Below are 25,555 nucleotides of genomic sequence, written 5' to 3'. Positions count from 1 at the left end.
ATTCTGACTACTAAAGATATATCTTTAGTAGTTTTTTTTTATTTTTTAAGAAAATAGGGTAAAATTAGGAAGTAATAAAAACTAAAAGAAATATGGTGAATCGATTGAGTAATACAAAATATAATCACGGTGTAATATTTTATCATGAACATTCCGGTATCAAAGATATTTTTAGAGGTCTGGGGGACGTCGCATCTTCACTAACTACTTTTTGTAAACATCTCTCTATTCAATTAAGTGAAAATGAAGGCGATATTCTCAAGTACTGTCAAAAAATAAAAGATGGTAGTTATAGTGATGATGTCGATATTATTTTCATTTTAGGTGGAGATGGGACCGTTAATGAACTTATCAACGGCGTCATGCAAAGTGAATTAGAGATCCCTATCGGCATTATTCCAGGTGGTACATTTAACGATTTTGTAAAAACCTTAAACTTAAATCCAAGACATAAGGTTGCGAGTCAACAATTAATAGAAGCTGAATTAAAATCTTATGATGTAATGAAAGTAAATGGACAATACGCATTGAATTTTGTTGGTCTTGGGCTGATTGTGCAAAACGCCGAAAATGTTCAAAATGGAAACAAAGATGTATTTGGTAAATTGAGTTATGTAGGCTCTACTGTAAAAACATTACTTAACCCAGAGCATTTTGATTATAAAGTGACTGTTGATGACAAGACAATTGATGGAAACACATCTATGCTTGTAGTAGCCAATGGTCCCTTCATAGGCGGTAGCCGTATTCCATTAACTGATTTATCACCGAGTGATGGTTATCTCAATATGTTTATATTTAAAGAACAAGGTTCTAGTGTGTTAAACGACGTATTTAAACAACGTGATAGCATGAATTGGAACAATATGACTGATGGTATCCAGCATGTCTTAGGCAAGACAATCACTGTGGAAACAGAGCCACAGGCAAAAGTAGATATCGATGGCGAAATCGCCTTAGAAACGCCGCTTCAGATTGAAGTCATTCCTGAGGCAGTACAAATTTTGACATTAATTGATGACGATCAAAATAATCAAACAACATAAAACAATTGAACTTCACATTATTGTTTCACATGAAATAAAAGGTGATACCCGCTATATGGGTATCACCTTTTTAAAATTAAAATATACTACAATAGACATTAGCCACGTGTGTTTATCAAAATAATAGACAAATATTAAATATTATATTCAATATCCCCTAAGAAATAATTTTCTACGTCTTTCCAGTTATTTACTCGTGCAAATCTATCATCATGAATGTTATGCGAAGCTGTGTACATAATTGGTGTACCAGTAAATATACTCAACTGTCTTGGATTATCATCAATTAAATAATCAGCCTTCACAATATTTTTACGTCCGCAAAAAACAAATTGTTGTGGATCTAAAAATGAAAAATGCTCTCTCAACCAAGCGTATTTATCATGAAACGATGTTGGCACATCCATCGCTGCAGTCGCAATATAAACATCATAATGCGCAGTTAATTTTTTAACAACATCTTGGGCATCTTCCATAATTTCAAGTTTTTTGAAAAAGCCAGGTTCACGTAAGATTTCTGTTAATAAACCGTCATGTTCAGGCATCGCATGTCTTAATTTCTTCCCGTCCAACATATCATAAGAGATATCCAAATCTGTACGTTTATTTACATCATTAATAAGCGCACCTACTGTATCAGCTAAAACTTCATCCATATCGATAGCAATTGATTTTCTTGTCATTTACTACTCCTACTTCCTTTTAAATATCTTTATTCAACATACTTAAATGTCACAATAAAGCATTATAATCATCAAACTTAACTTAATGTTACCGCATATCATTATAGCAAAGAATGCTCATAGAAAAGCAAATTACACGCATAGTTTTAATATCATTCTTTTGTTATATGCTTTCTATAACATTTCAAACATGTATAGCTAACACTAATTTCATTACAATACTTCGTAATACATAATTTAGTTTGGCGAACGCTTGTATATACCTAAGTTTCTTTATTTATAAATCAAAATGTTTCAATACTTCAATCATTTTATCATTATGTTCTGGGAAGCCTATCGTAATACGGACACCATTGGGAAATTCTCTAGTAATACAACCTACATTCAAAAAGGCTTCGTATAAGTCATGAGGTTTATTTGTATTAATATAAACAAAATTCGTTTGGCTTGGATAAAAGGCATTACTATTTTCAAGTTCAAAAAATTTCGCTCTTTCTTGAGCATTACGTTCACGTATAGATGTCAAATACGCTTGATCTTCTAAGGCTGCTAATGCAGCATATTCAGATAAACGTCCTACGTTAAATGGTGGACGAATAATGTTCCATTTTTCAATGGCTTCTTTTGCTGCTACTACATAGCCAATACGCATGCCAGCTAAGCCATATGCTTTAGAAAATGTACGTAGTAAAAAGGCATTTGAAAATTGTTGTTGTAATGCCAACGTATTAGGAAAATCATCAGCAGTGACAAATTCTACATATGCTTCATCTATAATGACAGGAATATGACTAGGTACGCGTTGTAAAAATTGTTGTAATTCATCGTGTGGGACATAAGTGCCCGTTGGATTATTTGGATTACACAACCATACAAGCTTTGTATCATCATCTATCTCTGCCAATATACCTTCTAAATCAAAATAGCCTTTATTTAATGGAACTTGAGTGACATTCGCTGATTCAACAATCGCATTATGATAATATTGACCAAATGTCATTTCACTCGTTACAATCTTATCTCCTACCGTTAACACTGCACGTGAAATCATTAAAATTACTTCATCTAAACCTGCACCAAATAAAATACGAGATGCATCGACGTCTAAATGTTTGCTAATTGCTTCCTTGATTAATGGAGAACCCGTTTCAGGATAAAAATGTAATTCATCTAAGTGAGATTGAATTGCTTCTTTTACCTTTGGTGATGGACCATATAAATTTTCATTAGAAGCTAACTTATATAATTCACCTTCAATTCCATATGCCTCTTTTAATGCTCTAGGTGATAAACCTGGTTGATATGCTGATAATTGCTCAATTTGTTTTTTCATCGTTGTTACGGTCCTCCTTAAATTTACAGAAATTTCAAAACTTATTAACCATTATAAACCTTTATAGTGTTGAAAACAATGCTCCCTCTAACTCCATTTTTACTTTGTTAGTAATAAAATAAGCACCCACTCATGATACATATTTAAAGATATGTTTCATGAGTGGATGCTTGCAAAAAGACCAGCGTTTAATTTATTAAATGATGTTTTTCTAAATAGTTTCGAGCAACTTGATAAGGGTCTTTTTTCTTAACTGTTACCTCATAATTCATTTGTTGCATATCTTCGTTTGAAATTTTACCAGCTAATTTATTAAGTGGATCTTTAATTTCAGGATGTGCTTTTAAATATGATTTTTTAAACATTGGTGCGCCTTGATATGGCGGGAATACGTGTTTATCATCCCTTAATACGACCATATTATATTGTTTTAATTCAGCATCTGTTGAATACGCATCTATTAAATTAATATCTCCACTTTTAACAGCTTGGTAACGTAATTTAGGCTCCATTGTTTTGATATTATCAACATGTAGATGATAAGCTTTTTGCACAGCTGGATAACCATCTTCTCGATCGTTAAATTCCATTGTGAAGCCAGGTTTGATCTCACTACTCACTTTATTTAAATCCCCAATTGTCTTAAGATTATGCTTCTTAGCAAAATCTTTTTTTACTGCTAAAGCATAAGTGTTATTGTATTTCATTGGTTTCAACATAGTCATACCTTTTTTATCTTCTAAACTAGATTTAGCTTGATGGTATACCTTGTCTTCTTGCTTAGACTTCAAATCTTCCTTAGTTAATTCACCTAGCACAGTCCCCGTAAACTCAAGATAGCCATCAATATCGTCTGATTTTAAGGCATTAAAAAGAAATGAAGTTTTACCCATACCATCTTTCACTTCGACTGTGTCATCTGTTTCTTCTTCAATTAAAATTTTATACATATTAGTAATCACTGATGGCTCTGAACCTAACTTACCCGCTAATGTTACTTTATCACCTTTTTGGGCTAATATCGGCGCAATAATGACAAGAAGCAATAAAAGAATAATACAGGCCAAGGAAATGACTAATTTTTTATACGATAGCTTTTGCATGTAACGCAATACTAAATCAAATAATATAGCCAATAAAGCTGCTGGTATTGCTCCAATAAGAATTAAGGAGCTATCATTTCTATCAATACCAAGTAATATGAGATCTCCCAATCCACCTGCTCCAATTAACGCTGCTAACGTAGCAGTCCCAATAATTAGGACCATTGCTGTACGCAACCCTGCCATGATTACAGGCATCGCAATTGGCAATTCTACTTTTGCTAACCTGCGTCCCGGTTTCATTCCTATGCCTTTGGCAGCCTCAACTAAAGAGGAATCCACCTCACTTATCCCTGTATATGTATTTCTCAAAATAGGTAATAAGGCATAAACAACTAAGGCAATAACTGCAGGGACTTTGCCAATACCAAATAATGGAATCATTAGACCAAGTAAAGCTAATGATGGGATTGTTTGCAATATAGCTGCTATATTCATAACGATTTCTGATACCTTGCGCGTTTTCGTTAATAATATACCGAGAGGTACACCGATGAATGCAGCAATCAATAATGCTAGAAATGAAATTTGGATATGCTCAAAAATAGTAGTTATTAATTGCCCTTTACGTTCAGAAAGTGTACGAATGAATTCATTCATCAATTTTGACCTCCTTTACGAAAATCTGACAAAAACTTAAACATATCCTCTCGTTTAAGCACACATTGTGTTGACTTTGTATTATCTTCAATAATAATCGCCTCATGTTCTGCTAAATCAGCGTAAACTTCTTTTACTAACTGATCACTACTAAATATAGGATACCCTTTGGTTATTACTTGTTCATCAATGCTTAGATTTCCAGTAACTTCCGATAACTTTATATCATTAATCGACAATTTAGCTTTATCACCTATAAATTGTTTTACAAAATCATTATTAGGATGAGTAACAAATCCATTAGGGGTATCGATTTGTTCAACGTGACCTTCATTTAATAAACAAATACGATCACCTAACTTCATTGCTTCTTCAATATCATGAGTTACAAAAACGATTGTCTTTTTAATTTTTTGTTGTAATTTTATTAAATCATCTTGTAACTTTTCTCGACTAATAGGATCCAAAGCACTGAAAGGTTCATCCATTAATATGACTGGAGGATCAGCTGCTAGCGCTCGTACAACCCCTACACGTTGACGCTGTCCACCAGATAATTCCTCTGGCTTTCGTGCTTTGTATAATTCTGGTTCTAGGCCTACCATGTCCAATAATTCATCGATTCGAGCCTCGATATCTTGCTCTTTCCACTTCTTCATTTGAGGTACTTGTGCAATATTCTCTCTAATAGTCATATGTGGGAATAATGCAATTTGTTGTAAAACATAGCCAATATCCCATCTCATTTCATAAACGGGATATTCACTGATAGGTTTATTTTTAAAATAAATATAACCATTAGATAATGTAATTAAACGGTTTATCATTTTTAATGTTGTTGTCTTTCCACACCCTGATGGGCCGATTAATACAAAGAATTCTCCTTCTTCAATGTTAAAGCTTATATCATCTACTGCTGTTTTAGTCCCATATTTTTTTACTACATTTTTAAATTCTATCACTTTGTCACCTTCACTTTAATTTACTCTTTAGTATCATTCATTCCCATTTGAATTCATTATTCCCTAATTACAATTTTTTTATGTATTATCAGAAGGATTTTTTGAAATAAATATTCTTCAAAAGCATATTACGTACAATTCGTTGTATAAATAAAAATAGCAAAGTTAAACACATACAAAACATATAAGAAACGCATAACGTGCCTTAATATATTATGAATATCGAAATTAACTTTGCTATTTTAAGTAGATTTATTAAAAAATAAGAAAACATTTAATTTACTTTTAAAATTTTGTTGATGAAATATGTTCAAATTACAATTATTGAAGTAACTTATATTTGAGCTTTATAGGATTGAATTGTTTCTAAAAACATAGGGCAATAATGTTTTAATTTATAGCTTCCCACCCCATCAATGGAGATCATATCCTGTTTTGATTCTGGTTTTCTTTTGGCAAATTCCTCGAGTGTATAATCAGAAAATATACTCACTGGCGCGATGCCAAGATTCTCACTTAATTGTTTACGCACTGCAATCAATTCGTCAAATAATGCTCGATCAACACCTTCTACAGTATTGATATTAACTTTCTCTTTTGTCTTACGTTTAAATGGTGTAGTAAATATAGTAATTTCGTCACTTAACAACGCTTTTACAGATTTATCACATGTAAGGATTTCATCGTGCTCATTTAAGAAACCCTTAAATCTTAATTCATCAATAAGATGACTTAAATCTGATGTTGTGTACTGCTTCATAATACCATGCGTAGATAAATCATTATAATCACAATAACGAATATAATCGGAATCTTCACCACGTAACACTTGGATAATAACACTATAACTTTCTTTCTGTTTCATACGGGCGATACAACTGACAATCATTTTTGCTTCATTTGTCATGTCATATGTTTTATTTTCTCTTGTACAATTACTACATTGCTTACATTCTTCCAATTTTTCATTTGGTTCAAAATAATGTACAAGTGTCGCTTCTAAACACTTTTTGGTTTTTGTGTAGAGAATCATTTTTGTGAGCTTTTCACCCATTTTATCTTTATAATCATCATCTGCGCGCGATGATGATATAAAATATTGATGTAAACCAATGTCGCGTTCACTAAACAATAAAATACAATTACTATTCAATCCATCACGCCCTGCACGGCCAGCTTCTTGATAATAAGACTCTAAATCACCAGGCATATTATAATGAATAACAAAACGCACATTGGACTTATCAATCCCCATACCAAACGCATTTGTAGCAACAACTACTCGCACGCGATCATACACAAAATCATTTTGTGCTGCTTCACGTTCTTTATTTGATAAGCCAGCATGGTAGCTTGTGCTATTAATTCCTTTATCTTCTAATGCTTCTTGTAATTCTTCAACTTGCTTACGCGTGGAACAATAAATAATACCCGCTTCATTTTTATGAGACGTAACATATTCCATCACAAATTTTTGTCTCTGATAGGTAGGATTAACCTGAAAGACTAAATTACGTCGTTTGGTGCTTGTTTTAACCTCATTATTTTTACTAATGTTAAGGCGTTCCATGATATCTTTTTGAACTTCAATCGTTGCTGTTGCTGTGAGCGCCACAATAGCAAAATCTTGAGGTAAAGCAAACACTTTATGAATAACGTCTTGATAGCTCGGTCTGAAATCATGTCCCCACTTTGAAATACAGTGGGCTTCGTCAAACGCAACTAAATGTATTTTTAACTGTTGTAATAAACTAATAAAATAACCATTATCAAAGCGTTCAGGTGCTACATATAAAAACTGAATTTCGCCATTCCTCAATTGCGTTTCAATCGCTTTCTGTTGCTTTTGAGTTAAGCTACTATTCAAATATGCCGCGCGTATACCCATGGCCTTTAATTGATCAACTTGGTCTTTCATCAATGAGATTAATGGGCTGATTACAATTGTTGTTCCGCCTAGCATTAATCCTGGTACTTGATAACAAATTGATTTTCCCCCGCCAGTAGGTAAAACACCTAACACATTATGATGATCCATTACTCTTGATATAATTTCCTTTTGGCCTGGACGAAATGTGTCATAACCAAAATAATGCGATAAAGTTGATTCCATGTTATAAGATCCCTCATTGTTCTTTTAGTTCTTCAAGTTCACTCCATCTCGCAATATCTTCTTCATACGTTTGATTAAGACGTTGCTGTTCTTCGCTTAATTCTTTGATTTTTGCGTAGTCTGAACTTGCATTTGCCATTTCTTCGTCTATTGTTTCTAATCTCTGTTCTGTAGTGTCAATACGTTCAATAATTGTTTCATACTCTTGCTTCTCTTTATAAGATAGACCTTTTTTCTTCTTTCTTTCAGTAGGTTGCTTAACTTTACTTTGCTGTTTTTGTTGATCTTGAACCTTATCTTGGTCTTTTTTATATGCTTCATAATCTTCAAAAGTACCAATGATACGGTCCATTTTACCATCATGAATATACCAATATTCTTGAGCTACTTTATTTAAAAAGTATCTATCATGACTTACTGTAATTACTGATCCACCAAACGTACTAATATAATCTTCAAGTATCGTTAATGTTTCAGTATCTAAATCATTAGTTGGTTCATCTAATAAGAGCACATTCGGTTGATGCACTAACAATTTTAACAAGTATAACCTTTTTTGTTCTCCGCCAGATAATTTGTATATTTTTTTGCCGTGTGTTGCACTTGGGAATAAAAAACGTTCAAGTAATTGTGTGATTGAAACTGACGTGCCATCTTTTTCTTTAGCAACTTCACTTTCTTCTCTCAAATAATCAATCATTCTTACGTCCCGTTCCAAACGTTCTTCAGTTTGTTTAAAATAGGCAACTTTCACGGTTTGACCAATTTTTAAATTTCCATCAAAATCTTGATCTTCTCCACTTAAAATATTCAATAACGTTGTTTTTCCTGCTCCATTAGGTCCAACGATACCGATTTGTTGCCCACTTTGAATGATTTGAGTAATATCTTCGAAAAGTGTGATATTGTTAATATGCTTACTCAGATTTTCCATTTCAAAGACTTGCTTTCCTAGCCTAGAATAGGCAAGATTTAAAGAAGCTTTATCTTGTTGATGTTGGTTTTTTACATCTTGTTCTAAATCATTAAACCTATTTTTACGTGCTTGCTGTTTCGTAGAACGTGCTTTAACGCCTGCGCGCATCCATGCAAGTTCTTGTTTATATAACGATTGTTGTTTAGCTTGTTGCTTTTGTTCTATTATTTCATTTTCAGCACGCTGTTCAATATACGCTTCATAATTCCCCTCATATGTAGCTAACTTACCTCTATCTAATTCAATAATTCGAGAAGATACTTCATTTAAAAAGTAACGGTCATGGGTAACAAATAGCACAGTATGTGGGTACTGTTTTACATAATTAATGAGCCAGTTGATAGATTCAAAGTCTAGATGGTTTGTAGGTTCATCTAATAATAATAAATCAGGTTGCTCAATTAAAGTCTTAGCTAATCCCACTCTTTTTTGTTGACCTCCAGATAGTTCGCTTACTTCCTTTGTCGTATCATTGATACCTAATTTAGAAAGAATCGTTTTAATTTCAGAACTATAATCCCAAGCTTGATGCGTATCCATTGCTTCTTGTGCTTGCATCATTCTTTGGAAATCTGACTCACTCTGCGTGTCGTTGTATTGTTTCATGGCAGCTTCATAAGTTCTGATAATTTCTAACGTCTTTGTCTCTGAGGTTAATACCGCTTCAAATACGGACATCCCTTTATCAAAGTCTTGCTTTTGAGATGAATAACGTATGCGATAGGAGTTGGGATGAGAAATTTCAGCTTCATAATCTTCATCTTGTCCGGCGATAACTTGTAACAGCGTACTTTTTCCTGTGCCATTAATGCCAACGAGACCTATCTTTTCACCTTCTGAAATCGATAGGTGTAAATCATCAAAAATTACTTTGTCGGCATATGATTTGTGTAAATGTTCTATTTTGTAAGCTTCCATCGTCCAACATCCTTTTTAATATCGATTATTACAATTAATTCTGTTAAAATTAATTTCAGTTCCATATATTATACACCTTTTTGATTACAAATGATACAAAGGAGACAAGCTTATGTCGGAATTTTTCCAAGACTTACCTCCTTATATCCAAGCATTAATAGCTGGCATTATTACTTGGCTACTAACTGCGTTAGGAGCAGCGGCAGTATTTGTTTTTAAACGCGTGAATGATAAGATTCTAAATTCTATGCAAGGATTCGCTGCCGGCATCATGATTGCTGCGAGTTTCTGGTCTCTGTTACAGCCAGCCATTGATTATGGTAAAGATGCATCGCTTCCATGGTTACCAGCTGCAATCGGTTTTTTGTTGGGTGGATTATTTATTCGTGCCTTAGATTTAGTTATTCCTCATATACATCCCAACACCAAAGATACAAATCAGTTTCATGAGGGTGTAGGTACTAAAAAACTCAATAAAAACACGTTACTTGTTTTAGCCATTACGCTTCACAACATACCAGAAGGACTATCTATTGGTGTTGCTTTCGGTGGTATTGTTGCCGGGAATGGTCAAGCTACGTTTTTAGGAGCATTAGGATTAGCCATAGGTATAGGTATTCAAAATATTCCTGAAGGCGCCGCATTATCTATGCCTATTCGTGCTGCAGGTGCTACGAGATGGAAAGCATTCAACTATGGTCAAGCATCTGCAATTGTAGAACCTATATTCGCTATGATTGGTGCAGCAGCTGTATTAGTTATTACACCTATGTTACCATACGCTTTAGCTTTTGCTGCAGGCGCAATGATATTTGTAGTCGTTGAAGAACTCATCCCTGATTCACAAGCAAGTAATAATACAGATCTGGCAACATTAAGTTTAATGCTAGGTTTCACTATTATGATGATACTCGATGTTGCACTTGGATGAGGAAATATATTAATATCTATTACTTTATTAAAAATACGATTAAAGCTTATAAGCTTTAATCGTATTTTTATGCTTCAACACATTCAGCAATTATATCCTAAAAAAAGAACTAACACACCTTCACTAGGTGTATTAGTTCTTAAACATTATTATTTTTTCTCTTGTCCTTTAGGACCAGGTTTATATTCATAATTCGATGGTTTTATTTTTTTGAAATCTGGATTGTCATAGAATCTGAACAAGTCACCATTAAGTACATTATCGCTCATTTCTAAATCTTTTTCAGATTGTTGTTTACGTTTTTCAAAATCTTTAGGTTTTTCTGTTACCGGTTCATTATTCTTATTATCATAAATTCTACCATTTACATATTTATAATCTTTCGTTACAAAGTCTCCATTTCTGAAAGGAACTGTATCATCATGATCTTTAGATAATAAGTCTGTACCCATCATTAAGTAATTCTTCGTATCGATACCCATTAAATGTAATATTGTAGGCATAACATCTGCTTGACCAGCATATGTTTTATCTACTGTACCTTCTTTACCAGGAATTTTCAGCCAGAAACCAGTACGATTTAAATCAGTAAATTTCGCCGGTGTAATATCTTCACCTAATAATTTTTCCATCGCTTTATTATGGTTTTCAGAGATACCATAGTGATCACCATAAATCATAATAACCGAGTCGTCATAAAGACCTTTTTTCTTCAATTCACTTACAAATTGTTCTAATGATTCATCTAAATATCTTGCTGTTTGTACATAACCATCTACTGTTGAGTCGCCTGTATTAGGTCTCTCAATTGATGCGTCTTCTGGAGAAACTGTAAATGGATAGTGATTTGTTAATGTAATTAAATGACTATAGAACGGTTGTTTTTCTTTTGCTAAATAGTCAGTCGATTCTTTAAATAGCTCTTTATCTTTTAGCCCTAAGTTTTCAAGATTATCTTGTGACATATCATAATATGTTGCATCATAAAACTTATCTACGCCAAAGTGTTTATAAACTTGATCACGGTTCCAGAATGTTTTGTAGTCTCCGTGCATAACACTAGAAGTGTAACCTTGCTTTTGATCGAGAATTGCCGGTAGTGATTGGAACGTATTGTCACCTTTCAATGAAAATGCTGAACCTTGTGGCAAACCGAACAAACTATTATCCATCGTAAACTCAGAATCTGACGTCTTGCCTTGTCCTGTTTGATGGAAGAAATTCGGATAATATCTATATCCTTCTTTACCTGTAGAAAGTTTGTTCAAGAATGGTGTAACTTCTTGACCATTTACTTTTTTATTAATCAAGAAAGTTTGGAAACTTTCTAAATGGATTTTGATAATATTTTTCTTCTTAGCCGCTCCATAATATTCTGGATTAGGCTCTGTTTGTTTTTGTTTTGTATAATTTAATACTTTAGTTAAATCATCTTCATTTGCTAAAGCTTTTTGTTGATTATTTTCAATCGTTTTAACGCCATCATAAACTGTGAAGTTATATGGACCTAAGTATTTCACTAAATATTTATGGTCAAACGTACGTGTTAATAACTCTGGACGATCTGATTCAGCAAAAGCTAAGTTCAAGAAGAACAGTGCTACTGAAGCTGCCATAATCACTGGTACAAATTTCTTACTAAATACACGTTTATCAAACCATTTTTGTTTAAAGATCAACATAAACAGGTAAACGATTGTATCCGTAAAGTAGATAAAATCATACCATTTAAACGAGGCGGTAACTGCACCACCCATTGACTCTACATTTCCTACTTGGTTCAGTGTACTAAATGTTAAAAAGTCAGAGAAGAATCTAAAGTATACAACGTTAGCATATAATAAAAAACTTAATAAGAATCCACCAATAAAGATGAACCAAAAAGCTTTCTTCCCTTTGAAGAATAAGAAAATACTTAATACTAAAGCGATTAAACTATATGGATTCATTAATAAGATTAAGTTTTGTACTAATCCTTTAACACCTAAAGAAAAATCGACGTAATATGAAAAGTACGTTTTCAAGGTGACTGTTATCACCGTCAAAATAAAAAACGCAAAAAGAGTCAGTTTCTTTTTGTGTAAACTCATGTTTGTTTCCCCCGATTTTAGATTAATATAGGCTGGAAAAATATCCGCGCCTAGTAAATACTTGGCAAAATTTCTGTTAATAATGCCCTATTTAGTTATGTATCCAATGTAAATAGAGACACAGGTCGTTATTGGCGAAAGTTACATTCTTTAGGTTGGAAATTCATACTCCTTCTCATAAAACCTTACATTATGATATAGACATCAAAATTTCACTGCTTTAAAAGTTCAATTGTCATTATTAATAATATTAATTTTCCATGTATTCTTAAGATTATTGTTGTTTATTTCAAGTAACAAAATGCATGTATATAAACATCACATATTAACCTTTAATGTTCTTTTTACATTCTTTATCGTTTTGTAATCTTACTGTAACAAAACGTATACAGTTCAATTAATTAATATAAAGCAATAGTAGTCAAATATCAAGTAAAAACACACTTTTTACGAGAAATAAAGCTATTTGTTCGGCTTTATGAATGCCTTATTAACGCCACGTTAATACATTATTAAGAAATAATATGCTTTTTAATTATACTCTGATTAGAAATGATATTAATCGGACTATAGTCGCAGACAAAATAACATATTGATTATAGCTAGATTACAAAGTATTTTCTTTTTTCTAAACCATAGTATCGAGATACTAATTCTTATGTATATTTTAAGTTTATAGAAAAAGCTAGCGTAAGCGATAAAACTTACACGCTTTACTCTAGCAATTTTCTCTTAGCTCAGTATTTTTATATTTAATTCATTACCTTTTTATAAATACTTATTATTTCAACATTTCTAACTGCATTCTATATTCAATACCATGAAAAAGTTGATTTAACCAATTTGTATATTTAATTAAATTCTTTTCAGCACTTTCAATATCGATAAATTGAAATTTCAATTTTGCGCCCTGTGGTTTTTGTCCTATTTTAGTTAAATGATAACTTGCAATTGTTCCTATTTGAGGATAACTACCTAATGTATAATGATCATTTAATAAAATAATTGGCGTTCCATCTCTTTTTACTTGTATCGTACCTCTTTGCACGGATTGATGTGCCGGCATATCCTCATAAAATGCTTTTACGGGAGCACCTTCAACTAACATACCTGCTCTATTTGCTTTACTAGTCACTTTATATTCATCAAGAACAAAACGATTCAGTACATCTTTTTTGAAATCTTCTGTTCCTTTATTTTTGATTACGTGAAATACATCGGACATATAATTAAAAGAAAGTGCATAACCATCAATACCCCAGTCTGTTTCATGTTTATCTTCTAAGTTTTCGAAGAGTTTATGATGCCGTTCTGTATAATTACGCTTCATATTAACTTCGTCCCCTTTTTGCAACTGACGCCCATGAAATCCACCAATTTGTGACTTGAAGTCGGTTGAAGTAGAACCTAACCATTCGTCTAATTCAAAACCGCCGCCCACAGCTAGATATACTCTAGATGTACGACTTGTTTCAGTAAAGACGAGTACATCACCTTTTTCCATTAAATATAGTTTGTTAGGGATAATTTTCAGATTTTCTGTTTTAGCTTTAAAATTACCACCACTAAGTGCAATTAATGTAGGTTCAGTAAAACGTATACGTGCCATTCTATTTGTCATTTCTAATGTTGCTTCTCGTTTATCATTCGCCACGAGTCTATTAGCTATTTCATGTGATAATGGATCCAATGCACCACCAGGAATCACACCATCATGTTCATACCCTTGGCGACCAAAGTCTTGAAAGCTTGAAAATAAGCCTTCATCTTCTATTATAATTGACATGGTTTAAAGCCTCCTAAATCCAACGCTTCTTTTGTCGTAGGCTTAAATATGACATTATCGCCTAATTTTAATTTAGTAAACTCGGTTTGATCAGGATTAAACAAACGAACCGGTGTATATCCAATAACCAACCAATCTCCGTATGTATCAGTTGTAGTAATTCCCGTCTTTTTGCCTTCAATAATAACTGATCCAGCAGGTATAAAACTCTTTTTTCCACCTGTATGATTTACAAATAAACGCTTTGTCATTCCAGTTAGATACGGAAACCCAGGTGAGTAACCCATCATGGAGACAAAATAAGTTGGTTTTGTATGTAACTTTATAAATTTATCCATATCCATCTTATAATGAGCAAGTAAGGTATCTAAATCAGGTCCAAATGTTCCACCATATATAACAGGGATCTCCATAGCTGTTGTGTTTTTATCCTCGTGCTTTATTTCTAATTGCACCGATTGCATCAATGCTTTCATATATAAAAAGGGAGAGATAATATGATGATGCTTAATCATGTCTCGAGCATCATAACAAATCATCATATCTGATTCTGTTGGTACTATTTCTGTAATAAATGGATAGTTTTTTTCAATTAAATAATTTTTTAAAGCTAACAAATCTTCTGTTAAATCCTTAGAGACCTCTTTTTCTATAGAAACCACTATAGCTTGGTCACCTTGGCTATATATCTTCATAGATTCACCTCATAAATTGTTACTAATGATAAAATACATTGAGTCCCTGAACTATATAATTCATCAGCGCTTTCACTAAAAAATAGACAAAAACAAACTGAATGATACAAAAAATTGTGACAACAATTTGTGCAATGAAAACCGATTGTTTTTTTAGCAAATGATTTGTAATCCATTTCGTAAGCACAGTTAACATCATAATTGCCAGTAACCATATCAATATCATTCTCTTGCCTCACTCACTGTCTAAAATATGCTATATTATTATTTGACTTCTTCGTCAGTTAATCTTATATCTATTTCAAATTTTTCATTAAAATATTTTTGTCGTTGTGCTTGGTAACAATTGCAAAGTTATACTGTATTCAATAATCTATGTGCGGTTAATTGTTTAAGCTATTTATTTTGATATAACTTTTTCGCATTTTGGCTATATCTCTGTCATAGAGCTTATACCATTGTTTACGCTTTCTATATTCTATAGATAAATCTCTACATCGGCAACCTCTCGCAAACTATTTATTAGAAAAACCTGAATCTTTTCTAATTGTAGTTTCTGTTTAAACTCTTCCACATCATAGTCTTTTTGCTGTAAAACACCTTTTTCTATGAGTGATTGTCTCATACACCCTCGCAAAAAATCATGATTATATTTGGGTGTATAATACTGGTTTTCTTCCTTAATCATAATATTACCGATATCAAATTCTAATATTTTCCCCTCTAAATCATATAATAATATAATATCTGTTTCATGATTATGGTCTAAATGTGCTCTATCCGTTGTCTTATTTACAATGACACTTTCGCTTGTATTATTACTCATTTGAATGAGTTTGGCTGTAAAATTCACTTTAGTTGTGAGTTCTGCTACGACATAATCAAATGTTCCGTTAGCATCCACTAAAATTTTCACACGGAATGCACCTACTGAATACGTTTCAACTAATTTGTAAACCAAAGCATCCCAACTTATTTCATTAAAATCAAAGCCAAGTTGCTGACACGATGTTTTCATTCTATTTTTATGATAAGACAGGCGTGGAAATACGCCTGCTTCTAATCGCATAGTTTCAAATAATTGCATTATAACCTCTCCAATATTTTAGTTTTATCTTTAAATTCTTGAACCTCTAATTCAGGTATAGAATCGATCGTTATACCTGCACCAACGCCATAGATTGCCTGATTGTTCAAATATTGAATAGTACGTATAGGCACATTAAAGATAGATTTACCGTCGGGTAACAGTAAGCCAATTGTTCCACAATATATATGTCTTGGCACTTGTTCTAATAGTTTGATATATTTCATCGTATTTATTTTAGGTGCACCTGTTATAGAGCCACAAGGAAATAGTGATTCAAGCACTTGCATGAGTTGTGTTTCATGACTTAATCCTCCTGTAACCATTGTGGTCATTTGAAATACAGTGTTATACGCTTCTATATGAAAAGGCTTGTATACTTTAACTGTCCCCGTGTTAGCAATGCGGCCAATATCATTACGTAATAAATCAACAATCATCACATTTTCCGCTCTATCCTTTGCAGAGTGCGTTAATGTTTGTAGATTTTCTTGGTCTTGTATTGCTGTTTTGCCTCTAGCTATGGTGCCTTTCATAGGTTTACTCAATAAGACATCTTCCTGTTCTCCAAAAGGACCACGTTGGAAGAACAATTCTGGAGATAATGAAGCGACTTGGATCTCTTCTGTGTCTATAAGCGCTGAATAAAAGCCATTATTTTCACGTTGTAATACTTCATACAACGTATAAATAGGATAATGAATATCGTCTATCAAACGTGTCGTGTAATTCACTTGGTATGTATTACCTTCTATGATTGCGTCTTGCACTGCCTTAATATGATCTATAAGTGTCTCTTGCCCTAAGCGGAATTGAAAATTACATTTCGCTATGTATGATAGCTCACGTGTTATTGATGTGCCTGATTGTTCAGCAAAAGCATATGCTGCCCCATAAATATAAGGCCCTTCAATGAGCGCAGTTTCCATTTGACTATTAAAAAATGGTGCTGCTTCATAAGGTAAGTATAGCGCTACATAATAACCTTCTTTTTGCTTAGCTTCAGCATAGCGAACCACTTCTCCTACTTGATCCAACGACTTCGCTACCTTTTGACCAATACAGCTCGTAAAAGTATATTGGTGTTGTTCGTAATTGTCTTCATCTAATAAATATCGATAATTATATTGGATTTGCATGATAGTCCTCCACAATTTCTATGAATAATGCGATTTGAGCTAGTCCAAACTCACTTAATATGGATTCTGGATGATATTGTAAGCCATATATCGGTAATGTTTGATGTGCAAATGCCATAATCATACCATCACAATTCGATGCTGTTATTTCTAGGACAGCAGGAAAAGTTTGCGCATTTGCACACAAAGAATGGTATCGCATCACATTAAACGACTCTGGTAATCCTTTAAAAATATTTTCGCCATTATGCTGGATACGCGTGGTATGGCCATGAATCGCCTTACCACTCTTTATTATGTCTCCACCATAGTAAGTAATAATCTGTTGGAACCCTAAGCACACACCTAATACCGGTATAGATGTTGAAAATATTTTCAATATCTCATTTAAAATGGGATAATCATCTGGTGCACCTGGACCTGGTGAAATCACAATCGCCTCCGGTGAACATAACCTTACCTTTTCAATTGATAGACGTTCAACATCTATCACTTTTACTTCTCCGCTGTATTCTTGCTCAATATAATCTACAATGTTATAGGTAAATGAATCTTTATTATCAATCATTATGATCATCGTATCACCTCTTTAAGTTACTTTTTATCAATCTATTATACTCATTATCCCAAATATCAACTTGCTTTTACAACGTAAATATATTATTCTAGTCACGGTATAAATTGAATATAAAGAGGTTCCTAGCTGATACCCTCTATAAAAAACTAGACACTTGAAAAACGTCTATCTTTTTATGGAGATAGACGTTTTTTTGGCGTCATGACGGATAGAAAAAAGAAGCTAGTAAGACAATATTAAGGAGTGCAAGTATTTATGACGCAACACACATTAAATAATAACAAGGCAATCGTAGTTTTCAGTGGAGGACAAGACAGTACCACATGTCTATTTTGGGCCAAAAAGCATTTTGATGAAGTCGAATTAGTTACATTTGAGTATGGTCAAAGACATGATACTGAAATCGAAGTTGCTAAACAAATTGCTCAAGAACAAAATCTTAAGCACCATGTTTTAGACATGTCCTTACTTTCTCAACTAACACCTAATGCTTTGACACAACACGATTTAGAAATTGAAACGAATGAAGACGGTGTCCCTAATACATTCGTACCTGCCAGAAATCTCCTATTCCTTTCTTTTGCTGGCGCATTAGCGTATCAAACAAATGCAAAACATATCATTACTGGTGTGTGTGAAACAGATTTTTCTGGATATCCAGATTGTCGTGATAGTTTTATTAAATCAATGAATGTTACATTATCGCTATCGATGGACAAAGATTTCGTGATTCATACACCACTAATGTGGTTAGATAAAAAAGCAACGTGGTCATTAAGTGATGAACTTGGCGTCCTAGATTATATTAGATATAATACTTTAACTTGTTACAATGGAATTGTTGGCGAAGGTTGCGGAGAATGTCCAGCCTGTCATTTGAGAGCACGTGGTTTAAATACCTATTTAGAAGAAAAAGGAGCGGAATAAAATGTTCCAACAAAATTACCCTAGTGTTCAACATCCTTATTGTTTTGAATTAAATAAAGATTTTAATTTTTCAGCTGCGCACTATATTCCAAATGAAGATGCTGGAAAATGCATGCGTACACATGGTCACACGTACTTTGTTAATTTAACGATAGCTGGTGATACATTAGACCATAATGGGTTTTTAGTGAATTTTAGTGACTTAAAAAAACTCATACATGGTCAATTTGATCATTACTTACTTAATGATTTACCTCAATTCCAAGGTAAAAGCCCTTCAACAGAAATCGTCGCACAGACGATTTATGAAATGGTCCAAAATTCATTAGATGAACGAGACAATCAACCAAAATGCCTTCAAGTCTATGTTCGAGAAACTCCAACGAGCTATGTTGTTTATAGACCAAAGGGGTCATCACATGAGTAAGATACCAGTACTAGAAATATTTGGTCCAACTATACAAGGAGAAGGCCGTGTTATTGGACGTAAGACAATGTTTGTTCGAACAGCAGGTTGTGATTATCGTTGTAGCTGGTGTGATTCAAGTTTTACGTGGGACGGCAGCGCCAAAGATGATATACGGATGATGACTGCAGAAGAAATCTATACTTCTCTTTATGAAATTGCTGGAGACTCATTTAACCACGTAACCATCTCAGGAGGCAATCCAGCGTTGATTAAAGGGATACAAGACCTAGTAGATCTCTTTGATTCAAAACACATTCAAAGTGCTTTAGAAACGCAAGGAAGCAAATTTCAACCATGGATGACACAAATTGATGATTTGACAATAAGTCCTAAGCCGCCAAGTTCAATGATGAAACCTAATCTCCCTATCCTAGATGAAGTTATTGCACAATGTGTGCCTGAATCATTAAACTTAAAAGTCGTTATTTTTGATGATGCAGACTATCATTTTGCTAAAATGATACACCATCGTTATCCTTCGATTCCTTTTTATTTACAAGTGGGCAACCCATACTTAGATGGTGAACACGTGGAATCACACACAGAAAAATTATTATCTTTATATGAATCCCTTGTGGACCGCGTGATGGAAAGCAGTGAAATGAATAATGTTTATGTTTTACCTCAATTACACACCCTCTTATGGAGTAATAAAAAAGGTGTTTAAATTGAGTATTTCATGTGATGCGTTGTATAATGCTCTTTGTCCATACAATGCGTCACTTTTTTATTTAGTGGAATTTAGTACTATACATATAATTTTCATTTATAGTAAAGGCCTTTATATTCAACCATTCGGACTAACATCGCTGCGACACATTTATATGTATATAAATAATTTGAAATTAAAGAATTTGAATGAATATTTAACAAAAATTTAAAAAATTAAATGTTATCAAATGAATAACTTTATCTTAATTGCTATAATATTGCAGTGAAGTATCTAGGTTAGGAGAGCAACATGCTAATTAATATAATCATAAATATAGCTGCGGTATTAATCATTCTCGGAATTGATTTATATCGTCAGAATTACAAACAACTTAAGTTTAGCTCTATACTCATTGCATTGACCATCAATGCCATCATCAATTTATTTCTAATAGGAACATTTGATTACATTGCTCTATATACATGTTTTCAATTCATTCTTTGGACAATATTACAATTATATATAAACTATAAAATTCAAACTCACGTCATCACACAACAAAAATTTATTGCTATGATTCTTACTATTATATTAAGTACTTCTTTGATACTTACGTATAACACGAGTCATGACTCTTACTATATGTCTATACCATATTTGGCGCCAGCCATCTTTATGATTGGTGCAATTATACTATTCTATAGTACCTTCAAACCGCAGGAAAAAGAAAAGATTAAAATATTAACTCGTATTAAACGTCCAGTTCTTACAGGTCATTTACTCATCATCATCTCCTGTATCGTTATGACACTTTTAACGCCTTATTGGTATGCCTTCCTACTAATAAATTTAATTTTTATTTTGTTCATATTATGGCAAAATATATTTTCTAATCTAAATGATTAAGATAATATATTTTGTGGTATATATTAACAGTTAAATCATTTATAAAGGAGGCAAAATCATATGGGCTTTATACTTATGTTAATTATCGGTGGTTTAATCGGTTGGATTGCCGGTGGTATTGTCGGAAAAGATATTCCAGGTGGTATTTTAGGGAATATTATTGCAGGTATCGTTGGGTCAGCACTCGGTTCATGGTTACTTGGTGATTGGGGTTGGCACATAGGTGGTATTGCTATATTCCCAGCACTTATCGGTACAATTATACTTGTTGCGGTAGTTTCCTTTATTGTAGGTAAATTACGCAAAAAAAAATAAGACTTTGAAAAGAGGATGACACTAGTGTCATCCTCTTTTTTATCTTTTAAAACAAAAAATCAACAAAGCCGTTAAAGACTTTGCTGATTTTTAATTATCTATGATTTACTAGTTCCTTTTCACGTGCTTTCGTTTTGTCATCATAACGATAATGATTACGTTCTACTTCATCCTCTATGCTAGTCTCAATGTCGTTATTAATATCTTGTTTTGCTACTTTACTTGGGCAATTTAAATTGGAAGCCTGTACAATATACTTCGGTCGTTGTTTCACTTCATAATAAATACGTCCTATATACTCTCCAACGATACCAATTGAAATCAATTGTATTCCGCCCAGCAATAAGACTGCTGCAATTGTAGAGAAATAGCCTGGTGTTTGAATACCATTAATTACTATACTAGCAAATATAAAACCTATATAGAGAAGACTAATGAAAAATACAATCAAACCGAGATAAATCATTGCACGTAATGGTTTATTATTAAAAGAAATTAACCCATCTATACCATAGTTTAATAATTTACCAAATGACCATTTTGATTCTCCATCTTCTCTTTCTACATTTTCATAAGTAAATACTTTTGTATTATACCCTATCCATTCAAATAACCCTTTTGAAAAACGATTATACTCATTGAGTTCAGTTAACGAACTCACTGCTCTGCGACTTAATAATCTAAAGTCACCAATACCGTCTTCTAATTTTATATCTTCAACAAAATGATTGATTGCTTTGTAATACATTCGAGTCAATAATTTTCTAGATTGTTTTTCGCCTTTTCTATCTCGTTTTGCAACCACTTGATCATAGCCATCCATATAGCCCTCTATCATCTGCGGAATCAATTCAGGCGGATGTTGTAAATCGGCATCAATCATAATCACAGCATCACATGTTTTACTATGTTGATATCCTGCAATCATTGCAGACTCCTTACCAAAATTACGGCTAAACGAAATAAATTTTACATGTTGATCCTTCGTAGCTATATCTTGAATATAATTTATCGTCTTATCTTTACTACCATCATCTACAAACAATAAGTCATAATTATATTGATGTTTTTGACTATCTTTGGACAATATTGCTTTTAAGCGTTGATAAGTCTTTAATACTACTTCACCTTCATTATAGCAAGGCACTACTACTCTTATTTGCATACCTAAACACCTTCATTTCAGTTACTTCAAATTCACTTTACCAATTTTCACCGTTATTATGCTATTGTAATCAATTATATTTACTCAATCTTTATATTGCCTTAATATTCATGAATAAAACTTAATCTCTACATAAACTTTTTAAAATACAGCATAATATTTCACGCATGCTATTTGGTATTAAAATGCTGGAACTTTTCTTTTTAGTATTACAAAACCTAATAGTATATAAACTCTTTTGTAAAAATTTTATAACGGATTGTAACTAATTCACTATAAAATTATAAAATGTAACTTAAGCTTATCAATTTTCGCTGTCATTTCAAAATAAAAACCATTATTTCAGCAACTAAAAAGACTGTCTATTCCATATTTTATGAATAGACAGTCCTTGTTATATATAAATTAAGTTATTTTAAAGTACCTATTCTTACATTCTCTGGATCATTACCTTGGCGGTCGCCCCTATCTAAACTATCAATTTCTGCGATATCCGTTAATTCTAAATTAAAGTCAAAAATATCATAATTTTCTCTAATACGTTTTGGTGTTTTAGATTTAGGAATAATGAGGCGATTGTGTGCTAAATGCCAACGCAATACAATTTGCGCAGGTGTTTTATCATATCGACTAGCCATATCAGTTATAAGTTTATGCTCTAACAGTCCTTTGTTTCTCATTAATGGCATCCAAGCTGTTACAGCAATATCATGTTTATCACAAAAGTCTTGCAGTTCTTGTTGATTAAAATATGGATGTACTTCAATTTGATTAACAGCCGGCACTACATCCGTTTCTTCCATTAATTTCTCTAAATGATGTTTATTAAAATTACATACACCAATAGCACGAATCTTGCCTTCTTCATATAATTTTTCCATCGCTTTATAACTTTCAATAAATAAACCATCAGCTTCACATGGCCAGTGAATTAGGAATAAATCTAAATAATCTGTGCCTAAGTTCTCTAATGATTTTGTAAAAAATTCGATAGTTTGATCATATCCTTGGTAATCATTCCATAACTTAGATGTTATAAATAAATCTTCACGTTCTATGTCAGACTTTTTCAAAGCATTTCCTAAAGCAATTTCGTTTTTATAAAAATATGCAGTATCGAATGCACGATATCCTGCCTCCAAAGCAGTTTCTACAGCAATATCCATTTCTTCTTCTGAAATTTTATATACTCCAAGTCCAACTTTTGGCATAGGGTAACTATTATTTAAATAATATGTATCATTAATCATGGTGATGCCCCTTTCAATACATTTAATTTTATTTCTAAGGTATTATATAATATTCTAATATGCTTTTCATGAAAAATATACTATACTGCCTTGTTATACATTAAATTGGATCATAGTCACACAATTATATTTCATCTTATACTGATAACCCCATTTCCCCCTCTCCTCTAATAATAATATTCATATTCTAGAGCAGCATTTATACCTCATACATAAAAAAACACCCTATCGGACTATTAGTATCAACAGTTCATAGGGTGTAAGTATCATTTAATTATTTATCGTTATCTTCTTCATCTTCGTCTTCTTCAAGTGTTGGACGCGTATCATTATATTCAAATTTTAATATTACATTGATGATTTGATGATTATCAATTTCTGAAATAACCCAACGATCATATTCAGTATCTACAAAATCATTTTGTTGTAAATTTGTATTATGTGCTTGTAACCAACCACCGATTGTATCAATATCATCAGAATCAACAAATTCAATACCAAACTGATCATTTAAATCATCAAGCAACACACGACCATTAATTTGATATTTATTGTCACTTAATTTGACAACATCATTAACTTCATCATCATCAAATTCATCACGAATTTCACCGACAATTTCTTCTAAAATATCTTCCATAGTTAAAATACCGGCTGTACCACCGTACTCATCGATAATAAGACTGATGTGCACGTGTTCACGTTGCATACGGATTAAAGCATCGCTAATACGTGTAGTTTCTGAAATCATAGGTAAGTCATGAATATAGTTACTTACTTTAATTTGCTTACCTGAAGCATATTCTGTTAAAAACTCTTTCACATTTAAAAAGCCTTTCACGTGGTCCTTATCCCCATCTTCTGTAATAGGGTAACGCGTGAATTGATGTTCTTTAATTGTATCTAAAAGTTCGTCTACATTAAACGGTTCATTTAACGTAATCATTTGCGTACGTGGGACCATGATATCTTTAGCATGACGTTCATCAAATGAAAAGATATTTTGCATATAAGCTAATTCAGTCTGGTTAATTTCTCCACCGTTATAACTATTGTTGATTATAATCTTAATCTCTTCTTCTGACATTGCATCATTATTAGCATCTGGATCCACCCCAAACATACGTATAATCATACGTGCTGAGCCATTCATCAACCATATTAATGGTTTCATAACGATACCAAAGTAATACAACGGCCTAGAATAAAGTAACGCTAATTTTTCAGTATGTTGAATTGCTAACGTTTTCGGAGCTAACTCGCCAAGTACAACATGTAAATACGTTACAATAATAAATGCAACAATAAATGAAATCGTTGTTGTTAATGCAGCGGGTAAATGAATAGCTTCAAATAATGGATGAAGTAATTTATTAAATGTTGGTTCACCTAACCACCCTAATCCTAAAGATGTCACTGTAATACCTAATTGACATGCGGATAAGTAATAGTCTAAATTTTTCACCATTTTTTTGACTACGCGTGCGCTCCCGTTGCCTTCTGCAGCGAGCTGCTCAATTCTTGTAGTTCTGACTTTCACTAATGCGAATTCCGATCCTACGAATACAGTTGTTAATGCTATTAAAAGAAAAAATATTACTAAGTTCATTATGGTCACTGTTTCCAATTAGTTCCCTATTTCTAGGGATTCACCTCCAAATATTGTGTCACAATAGGTGACGTTTCATAAAATTTTTCGTGCTTCTTCACTATAATGTTATATACTAAATCCTTCCCATTGTAACACCTCCCTAAAAATGCGCATTTCCTTTATCTTATCACACTGTTACCTTGCAATCTATTTTATACTTATTAAAATTTCATTTGTTCAA

General features: G+C 32.7%; 22 protein-coding genes. 7 read left to right on the top strand and 15 right to left on the bottom strand.

Translation table 11 applies throughout. From position 1 onward, the window contains the following. Positions 1–92 precede the first annotated feature (92 nt). The gene (locus BK821_RS06055) at positions 93–1,046 is read left to right on the top strand and encodes a diacylglycerol/lipid kinase family protein (RefSeq protein WP_046837180.1); all 954 of its coding nucleotides are present in this window, start codon (positions 93–95) and stop codon (positions 1,044–1,046) included. Positions 1,047–1,180: 134 nt separating this feature from the next. On the opposite strand, the gene BK821_RS06050 is transcribed toward BK821_RS06055, so the two are convergent. The 6 genes from BK821_RS06050 to BK821_RS06025 form a co-directional block, all read right to left on the bottom strand. Then, the gene (locus tag BK821_RS06050; protein WP_046837179.1) at positions 1,181–1,729 is read right to left on the bottom strand and encodes a 5' nucleotidase, NT5C type; all 549 of its coding nucleotides are present in this window, start codon (positions 1,727–1,729) and stop codon (positions 1,181–1,183) included. A 277-nt stretch (positions 1,730–2,006) separates the two neighbouring features. Further along, on the bottom strand, positions 2,007–3,062 hold the full coding sequence (hisC, locus tag BK821_RS06045) for a histidinol-phosphate transaminase (protein ID WP_046837178.1): 1,056 nt from the start codon (positions 3,060–3,062) through the stop codon (positions 2,007–2,009). 188 nt (positions 3,063–3,250) lie between these two features. Continuing rightward, positions 3,251–4,765, bottom strand: a complete 1,515-nt coding sequence (locus tag BK821_RS06040) for an ABC transporter permease/substrate-binding protein (RefSeq protein WP_046837177.1) — start codon at positions 4,763–4,765, stop codon at positions 3,251–3,253. Continuing rightward, entirely contained in the window at positions 4,765–5,727 is a 963-nt protein-coding gene (locus BK821_RS06035; protein WP_046837176.1) for an ABC transporter ATP-binding protein, read from the bottom strand. The genes BK821_RS06040 and BK821_RS06035 overlap by 1 nt, the downstream gene beginning before the upstream one ends. A gap of 334 nt (positions 5,728–6,061) precedes the next feature. Beyond that, a complete protein-coding gene (recQ, locus tag BK821_RS06030; RefSeq protein ID WP_071331418.1) occupies positions 6,062–7,840 on the bottom strand; it encodes a DNA helicase RecQ in 1,779 nt (592 codons plus the stop codon). Positions 7,841–7,853: 13 nt separating this feature from the next. After that, the gene (locus BK821_RS06025; protein WP_071331417.1) at positions 7,854–9,734 is read right to left on the bottom strand and encodes an ABC-F family ATP-binding cassette domain-containing protein; all 1,881 of its coding nucleotides are present in this window, start codon (positions 9,732–9,734) and stop codon (positions 7,854–7,856) included. A gap of 112 nt (positions 9,735–9,846) precedes the next feature. Between BK821_RS06025 and BK821_RS06020 the strand changes: the two genes are divergently transcribed. Then, entirely contained in the window at positions 9,847–10,665 is an 819-nt protein-coding gene (locus BK821_RS06020) for a ZIP family metal transporter (protein ID WP_046837173.1), read from the top strand. A gap of 149 nt (positions 10,666–10,814) precedes the next feature. Here the strand turns inward: BK821_RS06020 and ltaS are convergent, their stop codons facing one another. The 6 genes from ltaS to BK821_RS05985 all read right to left on the bottom strand — a co-directional run bounded on the left by ltaS (position 10,815) and on the right by BK821_RS05985 (position 18,039). Beyond that, entirely contained in the window at positions 10,815–12,755 is a 1,941-nt protein-coding gene (ltaS, locus tag BK821_RS06015) for a polyglycerol-phosphate lipoteichoic acid synthase LtaS (protein ID WP_046837172.1), read from the bottom strand. 781 nt (positions 12,756–13,536) lie between these two features. Then, positions 13,537–14,541: a 5-oxoprolinase subunit C family protein gene (locus BK821_RS06010; RefSeq protein ID WP_071331416.1), complete on the bottom strand. Its 1,005-nt coding sequence runs from the start codon at positions 14,539–14,541 to the stop codon at positions 13,537–13,539. Further along, positions 14,529–15,236 carry a 5-oxoprolinase subunit B family protein gene (locus tag BK821_RS06005; protein ID WP_046837170.1) on the bottom strand — a complete coding sequence of 236 codons (708 nt, stop codon included), beginning with the start codon at positions 15,234–15,236 and terminating at the stop codon, positions 14,529–14,531. The genes BK821_RS06010 and BK821_RS06005 overlap by 13 nt, the downstream gene beginning before the upstream one ends. Before the next feature lie 478 nt (positions 15,237–15,714). Then, positions 15,715–16,323, bottom strand: coding sequence for an aminotransferase class IV (locus tag BK821_RS05995; RefSeq protein WP_071331415.1), 609 nt, complete (start codon positions 16,321–16,323; stop codon positions 15,715–15,717). Beyond that, positions 16,323–17,462 carry a chorismate-binding protein gene (locus tag BK821_RS05990; protein WP_046837167.1) on the bottom strand — a complete coding sequence of 380 codons (1,140 nt, stop codon included), beginning with the start codon at positions 17,460–17,462 and terminating at the stop codon, positions 16,323–16,325. The genes BK821_RS05995 and BK821_RS05990 overlap by 1 nt, the downstream gene beginning before the upstream one ends. Further along, positions 17,446–18,039: an anthranilate synthase component II gene (locus BK821_RS05985; protein ID WP_046837166.1), complete on the bottom strand. Its 594-nt coding sequence runs from the start codon at positions 18,037–18,039 to the stop codon at positions 17,446–17,448. Before BK821_RS05985 ends, BK821_RS05990 begins: the two co-directional genes overlap by 17 nt. A 255-nt stretch (positions 18,040–18,294) precedes the next feature. On the opposite strand from BK821_RS05985, the gene queC reads away from it, so the two are divergent. From queC to BK821_RS05960, 5 genes are all read left to right on the top strand, one after another. Continuing rightward, complete coding sequence (queC, locus tag BK821_RS05980) at positions 18,295–18,966, top strand: 7-cyano-7-deazaguanine synthase QueC (RefSeq protein ID WP_046837165.1); 672 nt, start codon at positions 18,295–18,297, stop codon at positions 18,964–18,966. A gap of 1 nt (position 18,967) precedes the next feature. After that, positions 18,968–19,393: a 6-carboxytetrahydropterin synthase QueD gene (queD, locus tag BK821_RS05975; RefSeq protein ID WP_046837164.1), complete on the top strand. Its 426-nt coding sequence runs from the start codon at positions 18,968–18,970 to the stop codon at positions 19,391–19,393. Continuing rightward, positions 19,386–20,102 carry a 7-carboxy-7-deazaguanine synthase QueE gene (gene queE / locus BK821_RS05970; protein WP_071331414.1) on the top strand — a complete coding sequence of 239 codons (717 nt, stop codon included), beginning with the start codon at positions 19,386–19,388 and terminating at the stop codon, positions 20,100–20,102. The genes queD and queE overlap by 8 nt, the downstream gene beginning before the upstream one ends. A gap of 294 nt (positions 20,103–20,396) precedes the next feature. Then, entirely contained in the window at positions 20,397–20,993 is a 597-nt protein-coding gene (locus BK821_RS05965) for a hypothetical protein (RefSeq protein WP_046837162.1), read from the top strand. Between the two features lie 60 nt (positions 20,994–21,053). Then, on the top strand, positions 21,054–21,308 hold the full coding sequence (locus tag BK821_RS05960) for a GlsB/YeaQ/YmgE family stress response membrane protein (protein ID WP_046837161.1): 255 nt from the start codon (positions 21,054–21,056) through the stop codon (positions 21,306–21,308). A gap of 94 nt (positions 21,309–21,402) precedes the next feature. Here BK821_RS05960 and BK821_RS05955 read toward each other — a convergent pair whose 3' ends face one another. The 3 genes from BK821_RS05955 to BK821_RS05945 all read right to left on the bottom strand — a co-directional run bounded on the left by BK821_RS05955 (position 21,403) and on the right by BK821_RS05945 (position 25,350). Beyond that, on the bottom strand, positions 21,403–22,473 hold the full coding sequence (locus BK821_RS05955) for a glycosyltransferase family 2 protein (protein ID WP_071331413.1): 1,071 nt from the start codon (positions 22,471–22,473) through the stop codon (positions 21,403–21,405). A 410-nt stretch (positions 22,474–22,883) separates the two neighbouring features. After that, positions 22,884–23,723, bottom strand: a complete 840-nt coding sequence (locus BK821_RS05950) for an aldo/keto reductase (protein WP_071331412.1) — start codon at positions 23,721–23,723, stop codon at positions 22,884–22,886. Positions 23,724–23,997: 274 nt separating this feature from the next. Then, a complete protein-coding gene (locus tag BK821_RS05945; protein WP_046837158.1) occupies positions 23,998–25,350 on the bottom strand; it encodes a hemolysin family protein in 1,353 nt (450 codons plus the stop codon). Positions 25,351–25,555: the final 205 nt, after the last annotated feature.

It is taken from the genome of Staphylococcus sp. LCT-H4 (genome assembly GCF_001866145.1).
Lineage (GTDB): Bacteria > Bacillota > Bacilli > Staphylococcales > Staphylococcaceae > Staphylococcus > Staphylococcus succinus.
The sequence above is the reverse complement of the archived record's forward strand: the minus strand, read 5'-3'. Positions and strand labels throughout refer to the sequence as shown.

What these genes read in the sequence shown, in the direction of transcription:
- BK821_RS06055 (WP_046837180.1), top strand. Translation starts at nt 93, where the DNA reads ATGGTGAATCGATTGAGTAATACAAAATATAATCACGGTGTAATATTT.
- BK821_RS06050 (WP_046837179.1), bottom strand. Translation starts at nt 1,729, where the DNA reads ATGACAAGAAAATCAATTGCTATCGATATGGATGAAGTTTTAGCTGAT.
- hisC (WP_046837178.1), bottom strand. Translation starts at nt 3,062, where the DNA reads ATGAAAAAACAAATTGAGCAATTATCAGCATATCAACCAGGTTTATCA.
- BK821_RS06040 (WP_046837177.1), bottom strand. Translation starts at nt 4,765, where the DNA reads ATGAATGAATTCATTCGTACACTTTCTGAACGTAAAGGGCAATTAATA.
- recQ (WP_071331418.1), bottom strand. Translation starts at nt 7,840, where the DNA reads ATGGAATCAACTTTATCGCATTATTTTGGTTATGACACATTTCGTCCA.
- BK821_RS06025 (WP_071331417.1), bottom strand. Translation starts at nt 9,734, where the DNA reads ATGGAAGCTTACAAAATAGAACATTTACACAAATCATATGCCGACAAA.
- BK821_RS06020 (WP_046837173.1), top strand. Translation starts at nt 9,847, where the DNA reads ATGTCGGAATTTTTCCAAGACTTACCTCCTTATATCCAAGCATTAATA.
- ltaS (WP_046837172.1), bottom strand. Translation starts at nt 12,755, where the DNA reads ATGAGTTTACACAAAAAGAAACTGACTCTTTTTGCGTTTTTTATTTTG.
- BK821_RS06010 (WP_071331416.1), bottom strand. Translation starts at nt 14,541, where the DNA reads ATGTCAATTATAATAGAAGATGAAGGCTTATTTTCAAGCTTTCAAGAC.
- BK821_RS06005 (WP_046837170.1), bottom strand. Translation starts at nt 15,236, where the DNA reads ATGAAGATATATAGCCAAGGTGACCAAGCTATAGTGGTTTCTATAGAA.
- BK821_RS05995 (WP_071331415.1), bottom strand. Translation starts at nt 16,323, where the DNA reads ATGCAATTATTTGAAACTATGCGATTAGAAGCAGGCGTATTTCCACGC.
- BK821_RS05990 (WP_046837167.1), bottom strand. Translation starts at nt 17,462, where the DNA reads ATGCAAATCCAATATAATTATCGATATTTATTAGATGAAGACAATTAC.
- BK821_RS05985 (WP_046837166.1), bottom strand. Translation starts at nt 18,039, where the DNA reads ATGATCATAATGATTGATAATAAAGATTCATTTACCTATAACATTGTA.
- queC (WP_046837165.1), top strand. Translation starts at nt 18,295, where the DNA reads ATGACGCAACACACATTAAATAATAACAAGGCAATCGTAGTTTTCAGT.
- queD (WP_046837164.1), top strand. Translation starts at nt 18,968, where the DNA reads ATGTTCCAACAAAATTACCCTAGTGTTCAACATCCTTATTGTTTTGAA.
- queE (WP_071331414.1), top strand. Translation starts at nt 19,386, where the DNA reads ATGAGTAAGATACCAGTACTAGAAATATTTGGTCCAACTATACAAGGA.
- BK821_RS05965 (WP_046837162.1), top strand. Translation starts at nt 20,397, where the DNA reads ATGCTAATTAATATAATCATAAATATAGCTGCGGTATTAATCATTCTC.
- BK821_RS05960 (WP_046837161.1), top strand. Translation starts at nt 21,054, where the DNA reads ATGGGCTTTATACTTATGTTAATTATCGGTGGTTTAATCGGTTGGATT.
- BK821_RS05955 (WP_071331413.1), bottom strand. Translation starts at nt 22,473, where the DNA reads ATGCAAATAAGAGTAGTAGTGCCTTGCTATAATGAAGGTGAAGTAGTA.
- BK821_RS05950 (WP_071331412.1), bottom strand. Translation starts at nt 23,723, where the DNA reads ATGATTAATGATACATATTATTTAAATAATAGTTACCCTATGCCAAAA.